Annotated in this window: 19 protein-coding genes; 9 read left to right on the top strand and 10 right to left on the bottom strand. The window is 61.9% G+C overall.

Annotated elements, in window-relative coordinates; translation table 11 throughout:
* Positions 1-54 precede the first annotated feature (54 nt).
* The 3 genes from ACZYGA_RS08445 to ACZYGA_RS08435 form a co-directional block, all read right to left on the bottom strand.
* On the bottom strand, positions 55-555 hold the full coding sequence (locus tag ACZYGA_RS08445) for a YehS family protein (protein ID WP_479398861.1): 501 nt from the start codon (positions 553-555) through the stop codon (positions 55-57).
* Between the two features lie 181 nt (positions 556-736).
* Entirely contained in the window at positions 737-1843 is a 1107-nt protein-coding gene (locus ACZYGA_RS08440; protein WP_479398860.1) for an endonuclease/exonuclease/phosphatase family protein, read from the bottom strand.
* A gap of 94 nt (positions 1844-1937) precedes the next feature.
* A complete protein-coding gene (locus ACZYGA_RS08435; protein WP_084208522.1) occupies positions 1938-2867 on the bottom strand; it encodes a DMT family transporter in 930 nt (309 codons plus the stop codon).
* 410 nt (positions 2868-3277) lie between these two features.
* Here ACZYGA_RS08435 and ACZYGA_RS08430 point away from each other — a divergent pair, with 410 nt between their 5' ends.
* Positions 3278-4117 carry a cation diffusion facilitator family transporter gene (locus tag ACZYGA_RS08430; RefSeq protein ID WP_240704330.1) on the top strand — a complete coding sequence of 280 codons (840 nt, stop codon included), beginning with the start codon at positions 3278-3280 and terminating at the stop codon, positions 4115-4117.
* Positions 4118-4304: 187 nt separating this feature from the next.
* Here ACZYGA_RS08430 and ACZYGA_RS08425 read toward each other — a convergent pair whose 3' ends face one another.
* Complete coding sequence (locus ACZYGA_RS08425; RefSeq protein ID WP_404627128.1) at positions 4305-5687, bottom strand: NAD-dependent succinate-semialdehyde dehydrogenase; 1383 nt, start codon at positions 5685-5687, stop codon at positions 4305-4307.
* Positions 5688-6035: 348 nt separating this feature from the next.
* On the opposite strand from ACZYGA_RS08425, the gene ACZYGA_RS08420 reads away from it, so the two are divergent.
* A complete protein-coding gene (locus ACZYGA_RS08420) occupies positions 6036-6476 on the top strand; it encodes an arsenate reductase/protein-tyrosine-phosphatase family protein (RefSeq protein ID WP_077375822.1) in 441 nt (146 codons plus the stop codon).
* 184 nt (positions 6477-6660) lie between these two features.
* On the opposite strand, the gene ACZYGA_RS08415 is transcribed toward ACZYGA_RS08420, so the two are convergent.
* Positions 6661-9837 (bottom strand): EAL domain-containing protein, encoded by a 3177-nt coding sequence (locus tag ACZYGA_RS08415; RefSeq protein WP_404627127.1) that lies wholly within the window; start codon positions 9835-9837, stop codon positions 6661-6663.
* Positions 9838-10092: 255 nt separating this feature from the next.
* Between ACZYGA_RS08415 and ACZYGA_RS08410 the strand changes: the two genes are divergently transcribed.
* From ACZYGA_RS08410 to ACZYGA_RS08380, 7 genes are all read left to right on the top strand, one after another.
* Positions 10093-10587: a CidA/LrgA family protein gene (locus ACZYGA_RS08410; RefSeq protein ID WP_404627125.1), complete on the top strand. Its 495-nt coding sequence runs from the start codon at positions 10093-10095 to the stop codon at positions 10585-10587.
* The gene (locus tag ACZYGA_RS08405; RefSeq protein ID WP_404627123.1) at positions 10584-11312 is read left to right on the top strand and encodes an LrgB family protein; all 729 of its coding nucleotides are present in this window, start codon (positions 10584-10586) and stop codon (positions 11310-11312) included. The genes ACZYGA_RS08410 and ACZYGA_RS08405 overlap by 4 nt, the downstream gene beginning before the upstream one ends.
* 163 nt (positions 11313-11475) lie before the next feature.
* Positions 11476-12360 (top strand): hypothetical protein, encoded by an 885-nt coding sequence (locus ACZYGA_RS08400; RefSeq protein WP_404627121.1) that lies wholly within the window; start codon positions 11476-11478, stop codon positions 12358-12360.
* 97 nt (positions 12361-12457) lie between these two features.
* Complete coding sequence (locus ACZYGA_RS08395) at positions 12458-13120, top strand: response regulator (RefSeq protein ID WP_404627119.1); 663 nt, start codon at positions 12458-12460, stop codon at positions 13118-13120.
* Entirely contained in the window at positions 13117-14544 is a 1428-nt protein-coding gene (locus ACZYGA_RS08390) for an ATP-binding protein (protein ID WP_479398859.1), read from the top strand. Before ACZYGA_RS08395 ends, ACZYGA_RS08390 begins: the two co-directional genes overlap by 4 nt.
* Positions 14545-14795: 251 nt before the next feature.
* On the top strand, positions 14796-15569 hold the full coding sequence (locus ACZYGA_RS08385; protein ID WP_404627116.1) for a 3-hydroxybutyrate dehydrogenase: 774 nt from the start codon (positions 14796-14798) through the stop codon (positions 15567-15569).
* 318 nt (positions 15570-15887) lie between these two features.
* Complete coding sequence (locus tag ACZYGA_RS08380) at positions 15888-16676, top strand: enoyl-CoA hydratase-related protein (RefSeq protein WP_479398857.1); 789 nt, start codon at positions 15888-15890, stop codon at positions 16674-16676.
* On the opposite strand, the gene ACZYGA_RS08375 is transcribed toward ACZYGA_RS08380, so the two are convergent.
* The 5 genes from ACZYGA_RS08375 to ACZYGA_RS08355 form a co-directional block, all read right to left on the bottom strand.
* Positions 16673-17209 (bottom strand): response regulator transcription factor, encoded by a 537-nt coding sequence (locus tag ACZYGA_RS08375; protein ID WP_404627112.1) that lies wholly within the window; start codon positions 17207-17209, stop codon positions 16673-16675. The two genes, ACZYGA_RS08380 and ACZYGA_RS08375, sit on opposite strands and share 4 nt — an antisense overlap.
* A 31-nt stretch (positions 17210-17240) precedes the next feature.
* On the bottom strand, positions 17241-18512 hold the full coding sequence (locus ACZYGA_RS08370; protein ID WP_404627110.1) for an ATP-binding protein: 1272 nt from the start codon (positions 18510-18512) through the stop codon (positions 17241-17243).
* A gap of 113 nt (positions 18513-18625) precedes the next feature.
* Entirely contained in the window at positions 18626-20194 is a 1569-nt protein-coding gene (locus tag ACZYGA_RS08365) for a DASH family cryptochrome (RefSeq protein WP_404627108.1), read from the bottom strand.
* Positions 20181-20348 (bottom strand): DUF2256 domain-containing protein, encoded by a 168-nt coding sequence (locus ACZYGA_RS08360; RefSeq protein ID WP_404627106.1) that lies wholly within the window; start codon positions 20346-20348, stop codon positions 20181-20183. Before ACZYGA_RS08360 ends, ACZYGA_RS08365 begins: the two co-directional genes overlap by 14 nt.
* A 117-nt stretch (positions 20349-20465) precedes the next feature.
* Entirely contained in the window at positions 20466-20984 is a 519-nt protein-coding gene (locus ACZYGA_RS08355; protein WP_404627105.1) for a MarR family winged helix-turn-helix transcriptional regulator, read from the bottom strand.
* Positions 20985-21162: the final 178 nt, after the last annotated feature.

Genomic DNA, 21162 nt, shown 5'->3' with positions numbered 1-21162 from the left:
CGACAACGCCGCTTCACGATGAAGCGGCGTTGTCGTGTCTGGCTGGCTGAGGCTTCAGGTGGGGTCGACGGCGTGCTGCTCGGTCTCCGGGTCGTGGCGACGGTGACGCAGCTCGATGCCCTTGAGCAGATTGCGCAGGATCTGGTCCTTGCATTCGCGGTAGTGGCGATGGTCCGGCTTGCGGAAGAAGGCGGACAGTTCCGACTTGGTGATCATCTCGAAACCGGCCAGCGCCAGCAGATCCAGCATGTCATCGTCCTTGAGCTCGAAGGCGATCTTGAGCTTGCGCAGTATCAGATTGTTGTCGAGACGCTTTTCCGGTGCGGGCTGAGCACCCTCGCGCTTGCCCCGCCGCACGTTGATCAGGCCATTGAGGAAGCTGGCCAGATCGATGTCCTTGATGCGCTGCTGGGCATCGTCGTCATCGCGCTTGAGCCAGTCACTGACCTGGGCGCGGGTGACTTCGTGGTCGGCGGCGGCGAAGGTGTTGATCATGTCGCTGTCGGAGAGATTGAGTGCGTAGCGCAGGCGACGGATGATGTCGTTGTTGGTCACGGGCGTGGGTCCGGTCTTTGAGGGTGTCTTGAAGTTGCGTGGCGCGCCATGCATGGCGTCAATGGCGCGCAGCATACCAGATCAGGGTGGGGTGCCGCTCCATCCCGGCGCGCTTCCCGGCCGGGGGGCAGACAGGGCGTGAGCCAGGGCGGCAGGCAGAGCCGCTAGCCGACTTCGGTGATCAACGCCCGGGCGTCGGGACATCCTGATGACTGACGTCTTCGTCTTCCGCGGTCTCGCATGCTTCAGCGTGATCCTCCGCGTCAGGCTCGGGCCTTTCATCGACGTGATTCGTCTTCTGGTTCGGGGTCAGTGCCAGCTCCGTCAGCAGCGGGAAATGATCGGAGCCGAAGGCTTCCATGCGAGCCACGCGCACCACGCTGAAATGCCGGCTATGGAAGAGGTGGTCCAACGGCCAGCGCAGCAAGGGAATGCTGGCATGGAAGGTATTGAACATGCCACGGCCGACGCGTGGGTCCAGCAGGCCGGACAGTTTGCGGAACAGGCGTGTGGTGCGAGACCAGGCCACGTCGTTGAGATCTCCTGTCACGATGATGGGCTGCTCGCTCTCGGCCACGCTCTTGGCCACGATGACAAGCTCCGCGTCTCGTTCACTGGACTCTTCGTTTTCGGTCGGGCTGGGCGGCGCGGGATGCAGGAAATGAGCGCGTATGCGATCGCCGCTCTTGAGCTCCAGATGGGCATGCATCGAGGGCACGTCATCTTCGACCAGGTAGTCGATGCTGGCGTCGTGCAGGGGCAGACGAGAATAGACATGCATACCGTAGAGGTTGTCCAGCGGGCACTTGAGTGTATGCCGGTAGCCATGCTCCGGCTCATCTCCCTCCAGGACATCCAGGCGGCTTTCCCACCAGCCATCGGACTCCAGAGTGACGAGAACGTCGGGTTGCTCGCGCCTGACGATCGCCAGCAGGGCGTCGCTGTCGTGGTTGCTGGTCAGCACATTGGCGGTCAACAGACGCACATGACGTGCGGGATCACTGTGCTGCGCGACGCCCGATTCACAGCGGGCGAGCCGGGTGTAGGGAATGATCCATTGCGCCTGGTAGATGAGCCCTGCCAGTGCGATGAAAGCCAGCGTCAGCCGCAGCCCTATCGCGAGCTCGCCGACGAGAAGGTCGGCCACCAGCAGGGCCGCCCAGAGTACCGCCAGCTGCAGGCGGGGAAAGTCCATGATGCGGACGGACCAATGCCGCAGGCGCGTGAGTGGCAGCAGGGTGAAGGCTGCCATCAGCAGCGTGAGTACGCCGAGTAGCGTGGGGGTCATGGGGGCTCCGGTGACAGGAATGGGGCGGGAAATCAAACGCTCAAGCGTCAGACATGGTGGCGAGATGCCTGACACTCAAGTCAGGACGCTTTACTCACGAGGCAACCCGTCGCTGACGCCAGAGACGCGCGATCCATTGCCAGCGATTGATCAGCAGGGCCATGAAGATCAGTCCGCAGCCTGTCATCTGGATCAGGGTCATGCGCTCTCCGAACCAGGCCGCCGACATCAGGGCTGCCCAGACCGCTTCGAGCATCAGGATGACCGAGGCATGGCTGGGCGTAGTCAGGCTCTGTGCGTAAATCTGCAGGAAGAAACGCAGGGTGCTGGCGATCAGAGTGCTGGCCAGAAACCAGCTCAGGATGTCGAGACTGATGCCGGCCGGCCAGCTTTCGCTGATGGCCGACAGCACCAGGCAGGTGACGCCGGTGGTCATCAGCTGGATGGCCGTCAGCGGTAGGGCCGGGATATTGCGCACCAGACGCGAATTGAAGTTGAAGACCAGGGCAAACAGGCAGGCAGCCCCGAAGATCAGCCATTGTGCCGGTTCGATATGAAAGCTTTCCGTAGCGCCGGGTTGTCCCATGCCCAACAGCGCGAAACCGAGCAGGGCGGTGGGCAGGGCGATCCAGGTGCTCATCGGCGGCCTGTCCTTGAACAGCAGGCGGGCGAGCACCGGTACCATCAGAATCCCGAAACTGTTGATGAACGCGATCACGCCGAGCTGCTCGGACAGTGCCACCCCCAATGACCAGCAGGCCATGGCGCCGCCAAACAGGACGCCGACTCCGCTGGCGCGCAGCTTGCGAGTAGTGGAGAGCTGTCTCAGCGAGCGAGCGTCGAAGATCGCCAGGATGAGGCCTGCCAGCAGGAAGCGACTGCCGATGAACAGTAGCGGAGGCATACCGGCCATGGCTTCCTTGGAGAAGATCCAGCCTGCGGCGGCGATGATGGTGACCAGCAGAAGCAACAGATCGGCCTTGAAAGGCGAGCGTGAAGGCGTCGTCTCGGTAGTGGTGCTCATGGGGTGGCGTCGGTTCCTTTGGGCGTGGGGATGTCTGATCTCTATCCTAACAAGCTGATACAGGCGGTGCTGTCATATATCGGAACTTGCAAATTCAACAATGGAGCTTGAATTCCGTGGCAGGATAAGCCTAATGCAGAGGGAATCGATAGCGTTGCAGCGATTGATCTCGCGGCTTTTCACGAATGCAGGAATGGTGGTCAGGAGGCTGGATGGCGACACCGTCGCAGGACACGACATCGAAAGATCAGGGGTATGAATCCGGGCACGTGCATGCGCATGGTCATTCACACGGTAATCACCATGGTCATTCACACGGCCATTCACATGGTCATTCACATGGTCATTCACATGGTCATGGACATCATGACCATGCACCTGAGGTGACCGCTGACAGCGAAAGGCGGGTCATGCTGGCGATGTGGCTGACCGGCGGGTTCATGCTGGCGGAAGTCGTCGGCGGACTGGTGGCGGGCTCTCTGGCCTTGCTGGCGGACGCCGGCCATATGCTCAGTGATACCGTGTCGCTGGCATTGGCGTGGGGAGCGTTTCGCCTCGGACATCGCGCGGCGACCCGCAAGCTGACCTTCGGCTATGCGCGTTTTCAGGTGCTCGCCGCGTTCGTCAATGGCCTGACATTGCTGGTCATCGGGGTCGCGATCGTGATGGCTGCCCTCAAGCGCCTGTGGCTGCCGTCTGAGGTGCTGGCAGGGCCGATGCTGGCGATTGCCGTGCTCGGACTTGTCGTCAACATCGCGGCATTCTGGATATTGCACAAGGGAGATCAGGACAATCTCAATCTCCGCGGCGCCCTGCTGCATGTCATGGGCGACCTGCTGGGTTCCGTGGCGGCCATCATTGCCTCGCTGGTCATCATGACCACCGGCTGGAATCAGGCTGACCCGTTGCTGTCGATGCTCGCAGCGGTACTGATACTGCGCGGTGCCTGGTCGCTGGTGAAACGCTCGGCGCATACCTTACTGGAAGGGACGCCGGAGCAACTTGACCACGAGGAAATCCAGGCGGGTCTGCTGACACTGGAGGGAGTGGATGGCGTGCATGATCTCCATCTGTGGGGCCTGACGCCTCAATCCCCGGTTGCCAGCCTGCATGTGGTGGTGGCCGATACCGGCATTCCCGGCGAGGTGCTTGAGCGGGTCCAGGCCTATCTGCTCGATACCCACGCGATCTCGCACGTCACGGTGCAGCTGGAAGGCGAAGCCTGTCTGCAGGGGTGCGTGTCTCGTTGAAGGAGACGGCTGGCGGCACGCAGGCAGGACAAGTGATGCCGGCGCTCGTGCAGAGCTTGGGAGCCTTCTGACGCAAGACGCCCCGCTGAAAAGCGGGGCGTTGTTGATTGCAGCCCATGGGCTGCCTGATGTCGCGACATCGATGCCTCGAGAGCTCAGTGCTCAAGGATGTCGATGACGTGTCACCTCAGTGCTTGGCGACATAGACGGTGCGGATGTTCATGAAGGCACCGAAGCCATATTCGCTTTGCTCACGACCATAGCCGCTGCCTTTGACACCGCCGAAGGGCAGTTGGGCGAAGGGCGTGGTCGGGCGATTGACGAAGCTCATGCCGGCTTCCAGCTGACGCGAGACACGCTCGCCGCGCTCGTCGTCCTTGGCCACCACCGTGCTGCCCAGACCGTAGGGGCAGTCGTTGGCGAGCTCGATGGCATGTGCCTCGTTGTCCGCGACCACCACGGAAGCGACCGGGCCGAACAGCTCTTCATTGAAGGCCGGATTGCCCTGGGTGACGTTGGTCAGCACCGTCGGCGGATACCAGGCACCCTCGCGATCCGGAATTTCGCCACCGCATTCCAGCTTGGCGCCAGCCTTGATGGCACGCTGTACCTGATCATGCAGGTCATCGCGCAGGTCCTTGCGTGACATCGGACCGATGTCGACCCCTTCGCTGAGCGGGTCATCCATGCGCATGTCCTTCACTTTCTCGATCAGACGTCTGGAGAAGTCTTCGGCGATCGACTTGTCGACGATCAAGCGCTTGGAGGCGGCACAGCTCTGGCCGGTATTGTCGAAGCGTCCGGCGATGGCGAGATCCACCGCGCGCTCGATGTCGGCGTCATCCAGCACGATCAATGGATCGATACCCCCCAGTTCCAGCACGCTGGGCTTGAGCGCCGCACCAGCCTGCTCGGCGACCTTGCGGCCTGCCTCCTCGCTACCGGTGAGGGTCACGCCCTGCACGACAGGATCATTGATGATGTCTTCGATCATCTCGGAGCCTACCGGCAGCCAGGTGAAGACGCCATCTTCGAAACCGGCCTCGTGGAACAGCTGGGTGATCAGCTCAGCGCAACCCGGGACGTTGGAGGCATGCTTCATCAGGCAGACGTTGCCACCTGCCAGTGCCGGGGTCGCGAAGCGGATGACCTGATAGAGCGGATAGTTCCACGGCATCACGCCCAGCACTGCGCCGATGGGGTCCCTGACGATCTTCGCTCTGACGGCACCCTCGACGTCGCGCTGCTCGGTTTCCATCAACGTGGGCAGGTTGTCGGCGTAGAAACGCGCGATGCTGGAGGAGATCTGTGTCTCGCTGATGCCCTGCTGATACGGCTTGCCCATCTCATGGGCGATCAAGGTGGCAATGTCCTGCTGGCGCTGATCTATCAGGTCTGCCAGTGCGTGCAGACGTTTCGCACGTTCTTCCAGCGAAAGCTGACGATATTGCGGATAGGCAGTGCGCGTCTGTTCCAGTTTCTGCTGAACCTCGTCCTTGCTCAGCGTGGCGTATTCATTGAGAACCTTGTCATTGGCCGGATTGGTCGCGGTCAGTGTCTTGTTGCTCATCTTGCCTCCCTATCTGGGTGCTGGTTCAGCGAGTGGCCGAGCGGCGGATGTCACATGAGCGACATCGACCTTGGATCAGCCACCTCATTGGCTACACGACAAGAGTTGGAGATGCTGCCGCTGACCTTCAAGAGCCGAGGTGATCGATCTGGCGTCATCTCAGTGTTGCCATTCGAGCACGCGCGTCCCCCCTTGAAACGTCACAGGTTGCGTCCACCGAGCCTCGCAAGCCTGCCGCACGGGCTGCCAGCATGCGACAATGGCCCTCTGGTGTCCGGGCGCGGGAAAGCGTCTCCCCCCCCGGGCCATCGACATGAGTGCAAGCGTCACAAGGAAGAGGAAGTCAGCGTGTTCAACAATATTCTGGTGGTGTGTACCGGCAATATCTGTCGCAGTCCGGTCGGTGAGGCACTGCTGAAGCAAGCGTTGCCGGGCAAGACGGTTCACTCGGCGGGTGTGGGCGCATTGGTCGATCATCCTGTCGAACCCACGGCGGCTAGATTCGCTCTCGAGTCCGGTCTGGAGGTTGATGGGCATCGTGCGCGGCAGGTATCGGTCGAGATGTTGACGGCAGCGGATCTGATTCTGGTCATGAGCGATGGTCATCGTCGTGCCATCAACCAGATGGCCCCGCAAGTCAGTGGCAAGACGATGATGTTCGGCCGCTGGCTGGCGGGTGGGCAGGGCGAAGAGATTCCGGATCCCTATCGCAAGAGTGAAGAGGCCTTCCGGCACGCGCACCAGAAACTCGTGGACGCTGCGGCGCTGTGGGTCAAGAAACTGTCGTAACCAAGGTCTAATTCTTGCTGATATCTGATCAAGCAACTATACAACCCTGACGAAGAGACTGATTGCCATGCGGTCAGTCTCTTTTATAGGTTCGTCCAGACTCCGCTTTCACGAGAGAGGGGCCGTGTCGAGTGCTGCCACATGATATCGAAAGGACCACAGCGAGCGTGATCGGTAACGTCGCTCAAAACGTGAGCTGCGTCCCCGGGCGGTTGTTGGCGATGCCTTGCGACGTCATCACGCAAGCCTTGTGAGCCAGCGTCGAGTTCTCTGCCACTAGCGGGGAAGGCTTGCCGATGGCATAGCCCTGGACGTGGTCGACCCCGATGGACGTCACGCATGCCAGTACCTCCTGGCTGCCAACGAATTCCGCGATGGTCTGCATGCCCATTTCGCGGGCCACCTCGGCGATGGCGCGCGCGATGGCGTAGGAGACACGGTTGGTGTCCATGTCGCGAATGAAGGCACCATCGATCTTGAGATAATTCACCGGCAGGCTCTTGAGATACCCGAAGGACGATACGCCGCTGCCAAAATCATCCAGTGCGAAGTAGCACCCCAGCTCCCCCAGGGTATCGAAGAAGGTGCGAGCATCGCCCAGGCGAGTGATGGCCACGCTTTCTGTAATCTCGAAACACAGCTTGTGGCCGGGAATCTCGCTGTCACGTACCAGACTGACCAGCATGTCGCGGAAATTGGGACTGCTGATAGAGTGACCCGAGAGGTTGAGCGACACCCGTGTCAGGCTGGCCAGGTGGGCAGGTTGCGACTGCAGCCAGGCCAGATAATGCCGGATGACGTATTCATCGATGGTGGCAGCCAGCCCATAACGCTCTGCCGCGGGCAGGAAGGCCCCGGGGGCGATGATGCTGCCGTCACGCCCCAGCATGCGCACCAGCACCTCATAGTGCTGCTCATCAGGGGTGCCCGGCCTGGTGCGTGTGCTGGCGATGGGCTGGTGATAGAGCACGAGACGTTGCGCTTCCACCGCGGCGGTGATTTCGGCGACCCAGTGCATTTCCTCCATCCGCTGAGTGACTTCGTCTCCGCTCACGCTATGGCGATGCACGCGGTTGCGCCCAGCGTCCTTCGCTTCATAACAGGCGGCATCGGCAGCGCTGAGCAGATGATGTGGATCACTCTGGCCGTTGCTGATGCTGACCAGGCCGATGCTGGCGCTGACGCTGAACAGCTTGTCGTCCCACATGAATCGGAAATTGGCCACGCTCTGGCGCAGTCGCTCCAGCAGTGGTTCCGCTTCGTCCAATGTCATGCCGGGCATCAACAGACCGAATTCGTCGCCCCCGAGACGTGCCAGAAGATCCTGTGGGCGCAGATCATTGCCGATGACGTCAACTAGCTGGATCAACAGGGCATCGCCCGCGGAATGTCCGCAGGTATCATTGACGACCTTGAATTGATCAAGATCGATATAGGCTAGGCAATGTTGCGAGTGGTCCTCGCGCACGACGTCACAGAACTGCGTCAATCTGCGACGGAAGGCGGCGCGGTTCAGAAGCCCTGTCAGGCTGTCATGGTTGGCTTCATGGATCAGTCGCTGGGACATGGTGTGACTATGGGTCTTGTCGACCAGAGCGACCAGCGTATAGCCGTCCTGCACCGGGGTGGTATCGACGGAGGAAACGCTGACGTCGGCATGCACCGTGTTGCCCCGTGCATGAAGGAAGCGGCAGCGTTGGGTGAAGTGACTGATACCGCCCTCGATCAAGGCAAGGTGGCGTCGTTGCAGCGATGCCAGGTCTTCCGGCTCGATCAGTTCGCGGATATAGCAGCCCTCGAGCGTGGTGCTCGGGTAGCCGAGGATGTCCTCGAGTCGCTGGTTGACCCTCAACAACTGGCCCGACTTGGACATGTGCGCCATCCCGACGGCGGAGTGCTCGAAGGTGGCGCGATAGCGACGCTCGCTGGCACGCAGTCGCTCCTGGGTCGCGTGACGCTCAAGCTCGGTGGCAAGCTGGGAGACGTGATCACAGGCCGAGCTCAGGAAGGCGAGCTCATCCTCCGCCCATTCGCGTGGACCGCCACACTCCGTGCAACAGATCACCCCGCGAATATTGCCGGAGATGCGCACGGGGCTATCGAGGATTGCCTGGAGGTCCGTGCTGAAATAGCCATTGAACAACAGCCCGCTGCTGGCCTGCTGGGTATCGCTGATCGCCAGGATGCGCTCGGATTTCAGGGCGGTGAAATACTCTCCCAGTTGGCTGTCACACAGCTCTCGGGGGGTCGCCCGAGAGGTCGCATCGTGCGGGGCAGGCAGTTCACCATCGTGTACATGACTCAGTGACAGCCGGGTTCCCTCGGGATTCATCTTCCAGAAGCTGACCTTGCGTACCTGCAGGGCATCCGCCACCTGCTGGCAGATCCATGGCATCAGGTCTTCGAGCCGAGTGCCCTCGGCATGGTGGGCGTTGCCGAGTCGTATCAGCACGGCCTGCTGACGTTCGTAGCGACATAGCTTGTCGGCCTGTGCCACGGCGGCCATGTGCTGCTGATGGATGTCGAGCAGAGAGCCGATAAAGCGATAGGGCGCGTCATCACGCACCTGGAACTGCGCACGCAACTTGAACCAGCGGTAGTCTCCCTGGCGGGTGCGGATGCGCAGTTCGATGCTGAACGGGGTTTCCTGCAGTCGCTGTATCGCGAGAAGCGCCTGGAACTCTTCGCGCATCTCGGGGGCGACTCTTTCATGCAGCGCCTCGAGTCGGCTGTCCAGGGTTCCGGCGCTGTAGCCCAGCTGCATTTCCAGGCGTGGCGATATCGTCAGGCGTTCATTGCCTAGCTGCCATTCGATGATGCCATCGGAAATGCTGCGCAGTATCCAGTTGGCGCGAGTATAGCTGTCGCGCAAGGCTGCACTGAGCTGGGCACTCTGCATGAGGCGCTTCAGTGCCTCGCTGATCATTCCACCCAGCTGATCAAGCCGCGCCAGGGTGTCATCGTCGGGCAGCGACTGGCGTGGAGAGGTGTCGAACATGCTCATGCATCCGACCACCGCGCCAGTGGCATCATGCAGTGGCAGTCCGATATAGAAGCGTATGCCATCCCCCTTCACCGAACAGGTATCGCGCAGTTCAGCATGCTGATAGGCATCGCGCGTCACCAGAGGCCTTCCCTTGATGACGGCCAGACCACACAGGCTATCGTGCAGCGGAAGGGTATCGGGAATGCTGTCGTCCAGGCTTACCCAACGCTTGAGATGACGTGCGTTGCGCAAGCTGATCAAGGCGAGGGGAGTCCCGGCGAGATCCGCTGCCAGCTCCAGCAGCATGCGGGCCTGATGGTCCTCTTCGCGTCGAAGTGTCTCGACCCATTCCGAAGTGATGGAAGTATCAAGCATCAAGGATTCTGGCATCGCGTAGGCGTGTCCTTGCCGGAGAAGGTGGCGGTTCAGTCGAGTCAGAACACTACCATAAGCCAGCGTTGCCGCCACTGCCGGGCTTTCGACGTGCACCCGGGACTGCGCCGTGCTGCCACGTCGCGCCCATGGCGGGTTACGGCCCGGTATCACCGTGCCGTGATTGGGCATCTATGGTACAATTCGGCCTTTTACCGCACGTCAGATGAGTGCCTTGATAGGGGAGGCTGGCCGGAGATGGAGTTGTTCAAGGGGTTCTGCATTCTGCTGACATGTCAGTTCGTGGGCGAGGTGCTGGGACGAGCCCTCGTATTGCCGGTGCCTGGACCGGTACTGGGCATGCTGATCCTGCTGCTGGCGCTGATGGTGCGTGGCCGTCTGCGCAAGCGATTGATACCGTCGCCGGACAGGGAAGGTGACGCCGTACGCATCTCGGACAACGATGCCGGCCAACGTCAGCTGCTCCGCGCCATGTTGCGTGAACGAGTGCCCGGCAGTCTCAGGCTTGCCAGCAATGGCCTGCTGGCGCATCTCTCGCTGTTGTTCGTCCCGGCAGGCGTCGGGGTCATGGTGCATCTGGATCTCATCGCTCAGGATCTCCTCGCCATCGCGGTGACGCTGGTGGTATCCATCGCCGTGACGCAGTTCGTGACAGCCTGGCTGTTGCAGCGGCTGATAGATCGTCGTTCATCTTTGCAAGGTCCGATGGCCGGCAAGGGAGGGGAACAGTGAATCTCGCCCCTCTGGATGCTCTCTGGGTCTATCTCAGTGCCTCTCCGCTGCTGCATCTATTGCTGACGCTGGCGGCCTTTCTGCTGGCGACCGTGATCAACCGCCTGGCTCGTGGCGCGTCTCTTGCCCATCCGGTGCTGGTGTCGATTGCCTTGATCATCGGCTTTCTCTGGCTGACGGATACCGACTACGCGACCTATTTCGAAGGCGCCCAGTTCATCCACTTTCTGTTGGGGCCGGCGACGGTGGCACTGGCGGTGCCGCTGTTCGATCATCTTGACCGCGTCAAGCAGATGCTCTGGCCTCTGCTGACGGCCTGTTGCGTCGGCATCACCACTGCAGTGACCACCACGCTCGGTCTGGCACTGGTCCTGGGGGCGCATACTCCGGTGGCGTTGAGCTTGGCACCCAAGTTGGTGACCTCGCCGATCGCCATGGGGATCGCGGAAAAGCTCGGCGGCATTCCCTCACTCACGGCAGGACTGGTGTTGTTGACCGGGACGCTTGGCTGTGTGATCGGTCCGCTGATGCTGCGGCTGTCAGGTGCGCGTGATGATACCGTCAAGGGCTTTACCATGGGCCTGTCTGCCCATGGGATCGGCACGGCTTACTGCTTCTCTTCACTCAGCACCCTGGCCGGTGCCTTCGCGGGCATGTCCATGGGTCTGACGGGGCTCCTGACAGCCTTCATTCTGCCGCCGCTGGTCCATCTGTTCGGGTTGTAAGCCTTGGGCATCGGCGTCTGGCACCGGCAAGGGACATCAAGTCTTCCGTCAGAGGGCAAAGAAAGAGTCGCTGCTTAATCTTTCGTTAAGCGTTGGTCGGCATCGTGTAGGTCATTCAGCCTGGCATGGTCGAATCGACGATGCCCCGACCAAGGATGTTGCCATGTACCGTCCGTTTCGCTCCCGTGGTGGTTCTGTCGAAAGTTCTCGGCTGGCCGGTCATCGCTTGCTCGTCGAAGCGCCCATGGCCTCGAGTTGCCGGGAGATATGCTGGCAGCTGGCGGGCCATGGCGCCACGCTGACACTGGTGGAGCGCCCTGGAGATGATCTCGCGCTTCTGTGCCAGCTGCTGCCGACTCCTCTGGGGCAACGGCATCGCTGTCTGACCCTCGCCGTCTCGGACGTCACCGGCGGGTCGCTGTGTGAGCAGCTGCTCAGTATCACGCCCGCGTCGCGTCCTCACACCCTGGTGAGCTTGCCGGGTGATGGTGAGTGGCAGCTGGAGGCAGGGCGTGCCATGCATGTTCTGCATGGCTCTGGCTGGCAGCCTGGCGTGCGCCAGCGGGTACTGGAATGTCTCCCGGCCTCTCTTGTCACGGCGGGGCGGGAGGAATTGGTCGAGTTCATACTGCAGCCGGATGGCCACTTGTTCGCCCCGGCCTCCGCCTGTGCCCACCAGCATGTCCGGCTTCACGTTCCCCCTCTGATCACCGGGGAAGAGTCCCCGCTACTGATGCAACTGGCGCGGCATCAAGGATGCCACCCCATCAGCATCGAGCGTCAGGTCGAGCAGATGGTGTATCCGCTTTGCCTGTTGCGAGCACCGGGGGCGTTGGCTCGCATGAGACTTCGAGGTGGCTGGGCATTGCGCCGCATTCTCGGCCAACCGGAACGCATGCTGGACTCGGGCCTGGAGGCCATTCGTGAAGCGCTTCAACGCATCGTGTTTCGCCGCCAGGAGCGCCGCGCTGTCCTCGGCGCAAGACGACGGGGCAGGGGATGGGGCTTGCAAAGGCCATGGGCGGAGAGAGCCGGGAATCGCGCCTAGTCGATGATGCTGCCATCCCGCTCTCGTCATCTGTCATCAGTGGGGCATGGGATATCCCCTGTTCCCTCTCACGTATCGCTTGTCATCAGGAGAGCCCATGCGCGTGCTGCTCGTGGAAGATGATCCACTGTTGGGTGAAGGTATCGGTCATGCCTTGAGTCGTGAAGGCATGAGCAGTGAATGGTTGCGGGTGGGGGGCGATGTCGTGGCCACTCTCAAGCATTCCTCCTTTGATGTCCTGGTGCTGGATCTTGGCTTGCCGGACATGGACGGTCTCGAGGTGCTGACCGCGCTGCGCCGTCGGGGCCACACTCTGCCGGTGCTGATTCTGACGGCACGAGATGATATCAGTGACCGAGTGCGTGGCCTGGACAACGGGGCGGATGATTATCTGGTCAAGCCCTTTGACATTGCCGAGCTGGTGGCCCGATTGCGCGCGCTGGTCAGGCGTCATGCGGGTCAGGCCAACGGATGCCTGCAACTGGGGGCCCTGAGCATTGATCAGGCCGGTCGTTCCGTTACCCTGGCCGGCGCCGAGGTGACGCTGGGGCGGCGCGAATTCGATCTGCTGGAGTTTCTTCTCCTCCATCCCAGTCGTGTCTTCAGTCGGGACCAGCTCGTCGAGCAGCTATACGGTTGGGATGGGGATGTGGAAAGCAATGTCATCGAGGTGCATGTGCATCATCTTCGCCGCAAATTCGGGGCCGGCGTGGTGAAGACCGTACGCGGGGTCGGCTATCGACTGGGTGAGTCCGTGTGAAGTCGATACGCAGTTTTCTGCGGCGCAGCCTCATCGGGGGGGTGATCATCGTGCTGGGGGCAGCTGCCACCTGGAGCTACTTCGATGCCCGTGAGCAGATCGATGAGCTGTTCGATGCACAGCTGGCCCAGAATGCCCGCATGCTGGGCCGCCTCTATCAATCCGAGCTGGCCTCGCTGTCGCCGGTGGTGCGTCAGCAAAGACTTCAGGAGATGACCTCGGGGCAGTTCAGTCTGCGACCGCCATCCCTGAGCTTCGCGGATGGGCACGAGAAGTCGCCCCTCGGTCATGTCTATGAAGACAAGCTGGTCTTCCAGATGTGGGATGCACTCGGTCAGCCCTTGCTGGGGCTCTCCACCCCCTCGGTCATGCTCGACTATCTGCCGTTGCCCGGCTATGCCAAGCAGCACACCGATCATCACGACTGGTTCACCTTCACGCTGTATTTCCCTGACAGCGGCATCTGGGTCACGGCCGCTCAGCGGGAAGACGTACGAGATGAATTGACGGGGCAGATCGCACTGCACAACGTGCTGGCGCTGGTGGTCGGGCTGCTGGTGATCGCCTTGCTGATCGGTGTCGCCGTCTCTCGGGGATTCCGTCCCGTGCTGCGTATCAGCCGACAGATCACCGCCCGTCAGCCCGGCTATCTAGAGCCACTTGATGCCAGTGAGGCGCCGGACGAGATTCGCGGGATGGTGGATGCGCTCAACGGCTTGCTGAGACGCTTGGCCGACACGCTCGACAAGGAACGTCGCTTCACTGCCAATGCGGCTCACGAGTTGAGAACGCCCCTGGCCGGCATCAAGGTGCATGCCCAGAATGTCGAGGCGGATGCCACCGATGAGAACTCGCGGCGTTCGGCGCGCATGATCGTCGATGGTGTCAATCGCATGACGCGTGTCGTGGAGCAACTGCTGACGCTGTCGCGGCTGGAGAGTGGTGCCGAGGTGCCGCGCATTCACGTCGATCTCGGGCATCTGGCGCATGAACTTACGCGGGATCTCGGCCCCATGGCGCGCCAGCGTGGCGTCGGGATGTCTGTCGACGTCACGCCCGACGCGCAGTTGATCAGCCACGAGAACGGCCTCTATGTGCTGCTGCGCAATCTTCTCGACAACGCGCTGCGCTATACGCCTGAGGGGGGGGAAGTGCGTTTGAGCATTCGGCGCCGCGAGACCTCTCTCGGCGGTGGTCTGATCATGGAAGTCATGGATACCGGCCCCGGCATTCCGCCCCGTGAGCGTCAGCGGGTCCGGGAGCGCTTCGTGCGTCTGGCGGGGCAGAACACCTCGGGGTCAGGGCTGGGCCTTTCGATCGTCGATGAACTGGCCGAGCGCCTGGGAGCGGAACTGACCCTGGATGACAGTCCGCTGGGGAGTGCGGCGTCGCCCGGTCTGTCAGCTCGATTGCACTTCGGCTGAGCTCGCGTTGCATGCTGCGCCCTGGCGGTTGCGCAAGTTGCATCACGGCTCTGGCATGCAGGCTCCAGGCGGTTCAACGCCATGCATGCTGTCGCCGGCAGGCCAACAAGGCGATGGTCGGGTGGCGAAGGTGGCTTTATTAGCGCTATCTTCACTATATGTTGCAGAGCAGCATCCGATGCCACCCGGTCCCTGTCCTTGTCTGGGGCCGGGCATTCCTGCGGCATGACATCAGCCCGAAGGAGACCTTCATGAGTGAACAACAGTCAGCCCCGACCCGCGTCGCCCTTGTCACGGGGACTGCCAGTGGTATCGGCGCCGCCATCATGGAAGCGATGTGCCAAGCCGGTCATCAGGTCCTTGCCGTGGATTTCAGTGACGATGGGGCAGAGGTCGCCGACAAGGCAGGCGCTGCATTCTTCAAGGCAGACCTGACGGATGGTGAGCAATGTCGGGCCGCTGTCGAGGAAGCGGTGTCACGCTTCGGTCGCCTGGATATCCTGGTCAACAATGCCGGTATCCAGCACGTCGAGCGCATCAAGGAGTTCCCGCAGGCCAAGTGGGATCAGATCATCGCGCTGATGCTGACGGCACCTTTCACGCTGATTCAGGCGGCCTGGCCGCACATGGAGAAGAATGGATATGGCCGCATCGTCAACATGGCCTCCATTCACGCGCATGTCGCCTCGCCCGGCAAGGCGGCCTATGTCAGCGCCAAGCATGGTCTGATGGGGCTGACCAGGACGGCGGCACTGGAAGGCGGCGAGAGTGGTATCACGGCCAATGCCATCTGCCCGGCGTATGTGCGCACTCCGCTGGTCGACAAGCAGATCGCCGAGCAGGCCAGGCTCAATGACATGCCCGAGGATGAGGTGATCGAGAAGATCATGCTCAAGGGGGCCTCCATCAAGCGCATGATCGACCCCGCCGAAGTCGCTGACATGGCGGTGTGGCTGGCCTCCGACAAGGCAGGTTCGGTGACGGGCTCCAGTTTCAACATGGATCTCGGCTGGACGGCACAGTAAGTCGCGTGACACCTCGCGTGGGGGTCGGCAGCCCGCCTGCCTGCTGCGTGAACCACCGGCAAGACCGACAGGCCCTTGTCTCTCCCGCCGCATGACGCTGCACGGAGGACAAGGGTCTTCTCGTATGCGCGAGCCGACAGGCCCCCCTTGAGGACCCTCGCTCGTGACGGCCATCGATGACGCCAGGAATCCGCCATGACCGCTTCGCCACATGACACGACTCACGCCGCTGCTCACGACGCTACTCACGACGCCATCTCATCCCCACGCGATTCCACTGACGCCTCCTGCGCCCGGCAGAGGTCAGCGGCTGTACCCGTGCCCCTTGTCGACAGTCACCTCAGTCTCGAGCACGGTGTCGCCGTCATGACCTTCGCCCGTCACGACGTGCGCAATGCCCTGACGGGGACTGCGCTGGTGGAGGATCTGCTGGCAGTGGCCGAATGGGTTAATGGCTGTGACAGCGTGGGTGCCCTGGTGATCACCGGCGAGGGCAGCGCCTTCTCTGCCGGAGGCAATGTGCAGGACATGGCGCAGCGAAAGGGGGATTTTGCAGGAGATGCCGCCGAGGTCGCGGCGCGCTATCGCCGCGGTATCCAGCGAATGACACCTGCGGTGCTGGACATCGAGGTGCCCGTGATCGCGGCGGTCAATGGTCCGGCCATCGGGGCCGGCTTTGATCTCGCCAACATGTGTGACATTCGCCTGGCCAGTGACCAGGCACGTTTCGGCGAGACGTTCCTGTCGCTGGGGTTGATCCCCGGCGATGGGGGCGCCTGGCTGCTGCAGCGTCTGATCGGCTATCAGCGTGCCTGTGAGCTGACCTTCAGCGGGCGTATCGTCTCGGCGCAGGAAGCGCTGACACTGGGGATCGTGCTGGAAGTCTGTGCAGAGAAAGACCTGATGACACGTGCCCTGGAGATGGCACGTCAGATGGCGAGTCAGCCGCGTCAGGCGACACGGCTGACCAAGCGCCTGATGCGTCGTGCTCCCGAGATGCGGTTGGACGACTTCCTGGATCTGTGTGCCAGTTTTCAGGGCCAATGCCATCAGGACCCGGAGCATCATGCTGCCGTGGCGGCCCTGCTGGCCCGAATGAAGCGCTAGCGCTTCACCGGTCGCTTCTGCAGTTTGCGCTGCAGCGTGCGGCGGTGCATCCCCAGGGCGCGAGCCGTGGAAGAGATGTTGCCGTCGTGCTCGTTGAGCACCTTCTGGATGTGTTCCCAGGTCAGGCGATTGACCGAGGGCGGGTTGTCGGAGATCTCGGCTTCCGGATCACCTCCCTCGCGCTTGAAGGCGTGAAGTATCTCGTCGGCATCGGCGGGCTTGCACAGGTAGTTCACGGCACCCAGCTTGATGGCTTCCACTGCCGTGGCAATGCTGGAGTAGCCCGTCAGCACCACGATGCATGCTTCCGGCAACAAGGCGATCAGCTCGGGCAACAGCTTGAGGCCGGAGCTCTGTTCGAGCTTCAGATCCAGCGTGATCAGCTCGGGGCGATGGCTGCGCGCGATACTCAGCGCCTGTGCCTCGTCCCGGGCAATCTCCACGGCATAGCCGCGGCGTGTCATGGCACGTGCCGTCACCTGGCAGAAGAATTCGTCATCGTCGATGATCAGCAGTCGGGTTTCTTCGCTCATCAGGGGCTCACTTGGGCGGTCTTTGCCGCCATCAGTTCAGATAAAGAGGGAGGCGCACTTCCGTCAAGGTGCCGCCGTCTTCGTGGTTGTACAGGCTGACGCCGCCACCGAAACGATTGATGGTGGCGTGGGTCAGGAACAGGCCGATGCCCATCCCCTTGGATTTGGTGGAGATGAAGGTCTCACCGAGCTGGTCCGCGACCGCCATGGGTACGCCTGCACCATGGTCACGAATGTCGATGGTGACCTCGTCATCCCGCCGTTCCAGGGTGATCTCGACGCCATCGGGGCAGGCATCCGCGGCATTGTTGAGCAGGTTCATCAGCGCCTGCTCAAGCGTGGTATCGACCAGAATCTGAGCCTTGCGGGCGGAGGCATCCACTTCGACGCTATGTTGCACATCCGGGCGTACCACCAGCCAGCGCTGCACGATTTCCTCCAGCCAGCGCGCGGCGTTGAGCGCCTGGGGCTGCTCCATGCGACGACGGTCGGCCGCGGCCACCATCGCTTGCAGGCGCTGCTTGCAGGTGTCGACCTGGCTGCGCAGCAGTGCAAGATCCTCCTCCAGCTGCGGGTCGTTCTTGTCCTTGGCATCCTCGCGCATCTCGCTCAACAGCACCGCCATGGTCGAGAGCGGGGTGCCCAGTTCGTGCGCGGTGCCGGCGGCCTGGCTGGCGACTGCCAGCACCTGTTCGCTACGCAGAGCCGCTTCTCGTGTGGTGGACAACGCCTGGTCTCGCGTGCGCAGGGCGTGAGCCATCTTGAAGATGAAATAGGTCACCAGCAATGCCGACAGGCCGAAGTTCAGCCACATGCCGATGACGTGCAGACTGATGCGCCCGCCGAGTTCGTAGGTGGCCAGCTGCGGTACGGGTTCGTAGAACACCATCAGGAAGCTGTAGCAGCCCATGCCGACGGCCGCGATGATCCAGGCATAGCGCCAGGGGAGGGTGGCGGCCGCCATGGTCACTGGCACCAGATAGTAGGGCACGAAAGGGTTGGTGGAGCCGCCGGTATTGAAGAACAGCATCGTCAGACCGGCGATATCCACCAGCAGATGCAGCAGGTTCTCGGTGTCAGTGACCGGATGCGTCTGACCCAGACGCCACCAGCTGGCGACATTGACCAGGCCCATCGCGATGATGATCGAGATGACGGGGAGGACATTGAGCTGAAAGCCGATGATCTCGATCCCGAAGATGATCAGGATCAGGAAGCCTGTCCAGGTGATGCCGCGCGCGATGGTCAGACGAATGAGATTGCGGTGCGGTGTGGACAGTGGCGGCGGTAGCGGTTGATTCATGACGACTCCTGCAAGGAATGCGGCCATGATAGTGAATAAGGCCAGTAAAGTGCAGTCCTGACGGCCAGTTAGCGTCAATGGCCCGACGGCTTCTGTCCGCTGATAGTCTCCTCTCAGCCCCGTTCGAAGGAACCACTCAGCCATGGCTTCACACGTGTCGGTGTGACGTCGCTGAGGTGGGGCTGCCAGGCATCGACAAGGTGCAATGGCTGGCGCGGGTAGCCGGACTGCGTCGTCCCGTTGATGCCTCCCGATGCCCCGGGCGTCACGCGAAATGACCAGGCAGTCCAGGGAGCATGGCGTTGCATGCCGGCCGGCAGCGTTTCCAGTTCGGGTATCCAGCGGATGACGTGATGGCCGAGCGGGTCGTGCTGGCGAGCCTGCTTCATCATGTTGAAATGACGGTCCGCACGCGGGTCGCGTCCCACGCCTGCCAGGTAGCGCCAGTTGCCCCAGTTGGACGCGACATCATGATCCAGCAGCTGATGCTCGAACCAGGCGGCACCCAGCCGCCAGTCCACGCCAAGATCCTTGATCAGATAGCTCGCCACGTTCTGGCGCATGCGGTTGCTCAGCCAGCCGGTGGCGGCCAGCTCGCGCATGCCGGCATCCACCCAGGGCACGCCGGTCATTCCGGCCTGCCAGCGTGCAAGCGCATCCGGTATCGCAGCGCACGCCTCATGCCGCAGCGAGTCTGTACCGGGCCTGCCTGCCAGAAAGACCTGTCTCCCCAGCTGGCGGGTATCCCAATGAAAGTACTCCCGCCACAAGAGCTCGACGCGAATCCAGTCGCTGTCCTTGAACGCCGCCTGTGGGGTCTCGCAGAGCTCAGGCAGTGTCTTCTGGAAGGTGTGCAACCTGTCGAGTATGCGTCGTGGTGAGAGACACCCCAGTGCCAGCCAGGCAGAGAAACGGGTCGAGAAATCTGCCCCACTGAGGCGATTGCGAGTGGTCTTGTACTGGCCGGCATGTTCAGGACTCAGATAATGCTCGAGTCTCTGCAGCGCTGAGGGCTCACCCCCAAGGAAGGCATGCTCTCCCCGCGGGTCGGTCTGCCAGTCCCTGGCCGCATGGAGTCGTCTGGCGTTGCCCTGCACGCCACGCGGCGCCTGTTGCGGCCAGCTCGGCAGCGCGCAAGGCGCCGCCACCGGAGCGGGCATGGCCTGGATATCCGGATAGGCCTTTTCCAGCTTGCGACGAAAGGCGCTGAAGGTTTCAGGAAGCTCATTGAGCGTGAAGGGCAAGTCATCCTCGTCCAGGAGCAAGCCGCTATTGACCTGCCGCAGGCGACAGCTGGCGGCCACTGCCTGCTGCTGGCGTCGCTCCACCAGACCTGTGGCCCGTCGCGCGATGACGCCTCGGCACGCATGCTGCCTGGCGAGTTCGGGTATCAGATGTGCAGCGTCACCCTGGAGGATCAGCAGATCACTGCCCAGGGTCTGAAGCCCTGCCTGCAGGGATTCGAGGCTCTCCAGCAGGAAGCGCTGACGTGCAACGCTGAGTGGCTGCAGCCTGGCAACCTCAGGGCTGACACTGCCAACGGGCTGGAAGGTCGTCTCCGGCAGGATGTATACCACCAGCAGGTGCGCCGGGTGTTCCTCGAGCGCGGCCTGCCACAGGGGGTTGTCATCGAGACGTAGGTCATCGTCCAGCCAGACAAGCCAGGTATCAGTGCTGGTCATGGTGTGTCTCCCGGGCTGCCTGACGCGCATTGTGTCGGCAGCGTTGACTGCAGTGACGTACGTCTTCCCAGCAGTCCTGCCACTTCTTGCGCCATGTGAAGGGGCGCTGACAGGTCTGACACAACTTGCTTGGCAGGTGCGGTTTGCGATGCATGCGGGGACGACTCCATAAAACCAGTACGTGATTTATACCATACTTGTACGAGGTGCGAGTGTCCTGTCGAGAATCTCATGGGGCACAAGGTGGCGCACCTGCTGCCTACCGCGAGTCTCAGTCGTTGCCTGGCAGCTGATCCAATTGACGCTCCAGGGTCTGCATGGTGAGCAGCAGATCCCGGTATTGACGTGCATTGACGGCACTCAGCAACTCATCCTCGAAGCGGCGGGCCTCGGGGATCAGCTCAGCGAGCATGGCCTCACCCTCGGCGGTGAGGGCGAGCAACTGCGCACGCTGATCCTGCTCGCTCGGCCGGCGCAGAATCAGTTCACGGGCTTCCAGAGATTTGACGGCCCGAGAGACGCGCACCTTGTCCATATGAGTTCGCTGACTGATTTCCTGGGCCGTCAATGACGAGCCACGGCTCAGCCAGGCCAGCAGACGCCACTCGGCGACATTGATGGCGAAGCGCTCACCATAACGGACGAACAGCGCCTCACTGGTTCGCTCTGCCAGACGGTTGAGGCGATAGGGCAGGAATTGGTCAAGATCCAGCTCGCAGCGGGGTGTGTCTTGTGGGGGTTCCCCGTCACGGGCATCGCGAGCTTCGGGGGTGTCATCAGTGCGTTGCATCAAAAGTTACCTGACTCTGTGAAAGGGTTGGCATACTGATTCGCATTGAAACGTTTCAGGTGGATCAGGTTACCGATGTTACCACCTTCGATAGCGATCAAGACAAAAGTCTAGCAATTCGGCGATTGCCAGGGTATGGGTCTGTCTATATGGTTTCATATGTAACCAGTTAGGGCGT

Source organism: Cobetia sp. BL01 (genome assembly GCF_056493605.1).
Note: the sequence above shows the minus strand (reverse complement) of the source record. Positions and strands in the feature narration are given on the sequence as shown.

Excerpts from the sequence above, each read along its gene's own strand:
- ACZYGA_RS08440 (WP_479398860.1), bottom strand. The coding sequence starts at position 1,843 with ATGACCCCCACGCTACTCGGCGTACTCACGCTGCTGATGGCAGCCTTC.
- ACZYGA_RS08435 (WP_084208522.1), bottom strand. The coding sequence starts at position 2,867 with ATGAGCACCACTACCGAGACGACGCCTTCACGCTCGCCTTTCAAGGCC.
- ACZYGA_RS08430 (WP_240704330.1), top strand. The coding sequence starts at position 3,278 with ATGCTGGCGATGTGGCTGACCGGCGGGTTCATGCTGGCGGAAGTCGTC.
- ACZYGA_RS08425 (WP_404627128.1), bottom strand. The coding sequence starts at position 5,687 with ATGAGCAACAAGACACTGACCGCGACCAATCCGGCCAATGACAAGGTT.
- ACZYGA_RS08415 (WP_404627127.1), bottom strand. The coding sequence starts at position 9,837 with ATGCTTGATACTTCCATCACTTCGGAATGGGTCGAGACACTTCGACGC.
- ACZYGA_RS08410 (WP_404627125.1), top strand. The coding sequence starts at position 10,093 with ATGGAGTTGTTCAAGGGGTTCTGCATTCTGCTGACATGTCAGTTCGTG.
- ACZYGA_RS08400 (WP_404627121.1), top strand. The coding sequence starts at position 11,476 with ATGTACCGTCCGTTTCGCTCCCGTGGTGGTTCTGTCGAAAGTTCTCGG.
- ACZYGA_RS08395 (WP_404627119.1), top strand. The coding sequence starts at position 12,458 with ATGCGCGTGCTGCTCGTGGAAGATGATCCACTGTTGGGTGAAGGTATC.
- ACZYGA_RS08385 (WP_404627116.1), top strand. The coding sequence starts at position 14,796 with ATGAGTGAACAACAGTCAGCCCCGACCCGCGTCGCCCTTGTCACGGGG.
- ACZYGA_RS08375 (WP_404627112.1), bottom strand. The coding sequence starts at position 17,209 with ATGAGCGAAGAAACCCGACTGCTGATCATCGACGATGACGAATTCTTC.
- ACZYGA_RS08370 (WP_404627110.1), bottom strand. The coding sequence starts at position 18,512 with ATGAATCAACCGCTACCGCCGCCACTGTCCACACCGCACCGCAATCTC.
- ACZYGA_RS08365 (WP_404627108.1), bottom strand. The coding sequence starts at position 20,194 with ATGACCAGCACTGATACCTGGCTTGTCTGGCTGGACGATGACCTACGT.
- ACZYGA_RS08360 (WP_404627106.1), bottom strand. The coding sequence starts at position 20,348 with ATGCATCGCAAACCGCACCTGCCAAGCAAGTTGTGTCAGACCTGTCAG.
- ACZYGA_RS08355 (WP_404627105.1), bottom strand. The coding sequence starts at position 20,984 with ATGCAACGCACTGATGACACCCCCGAAGCTCGCGATGCCCGTGACGGG.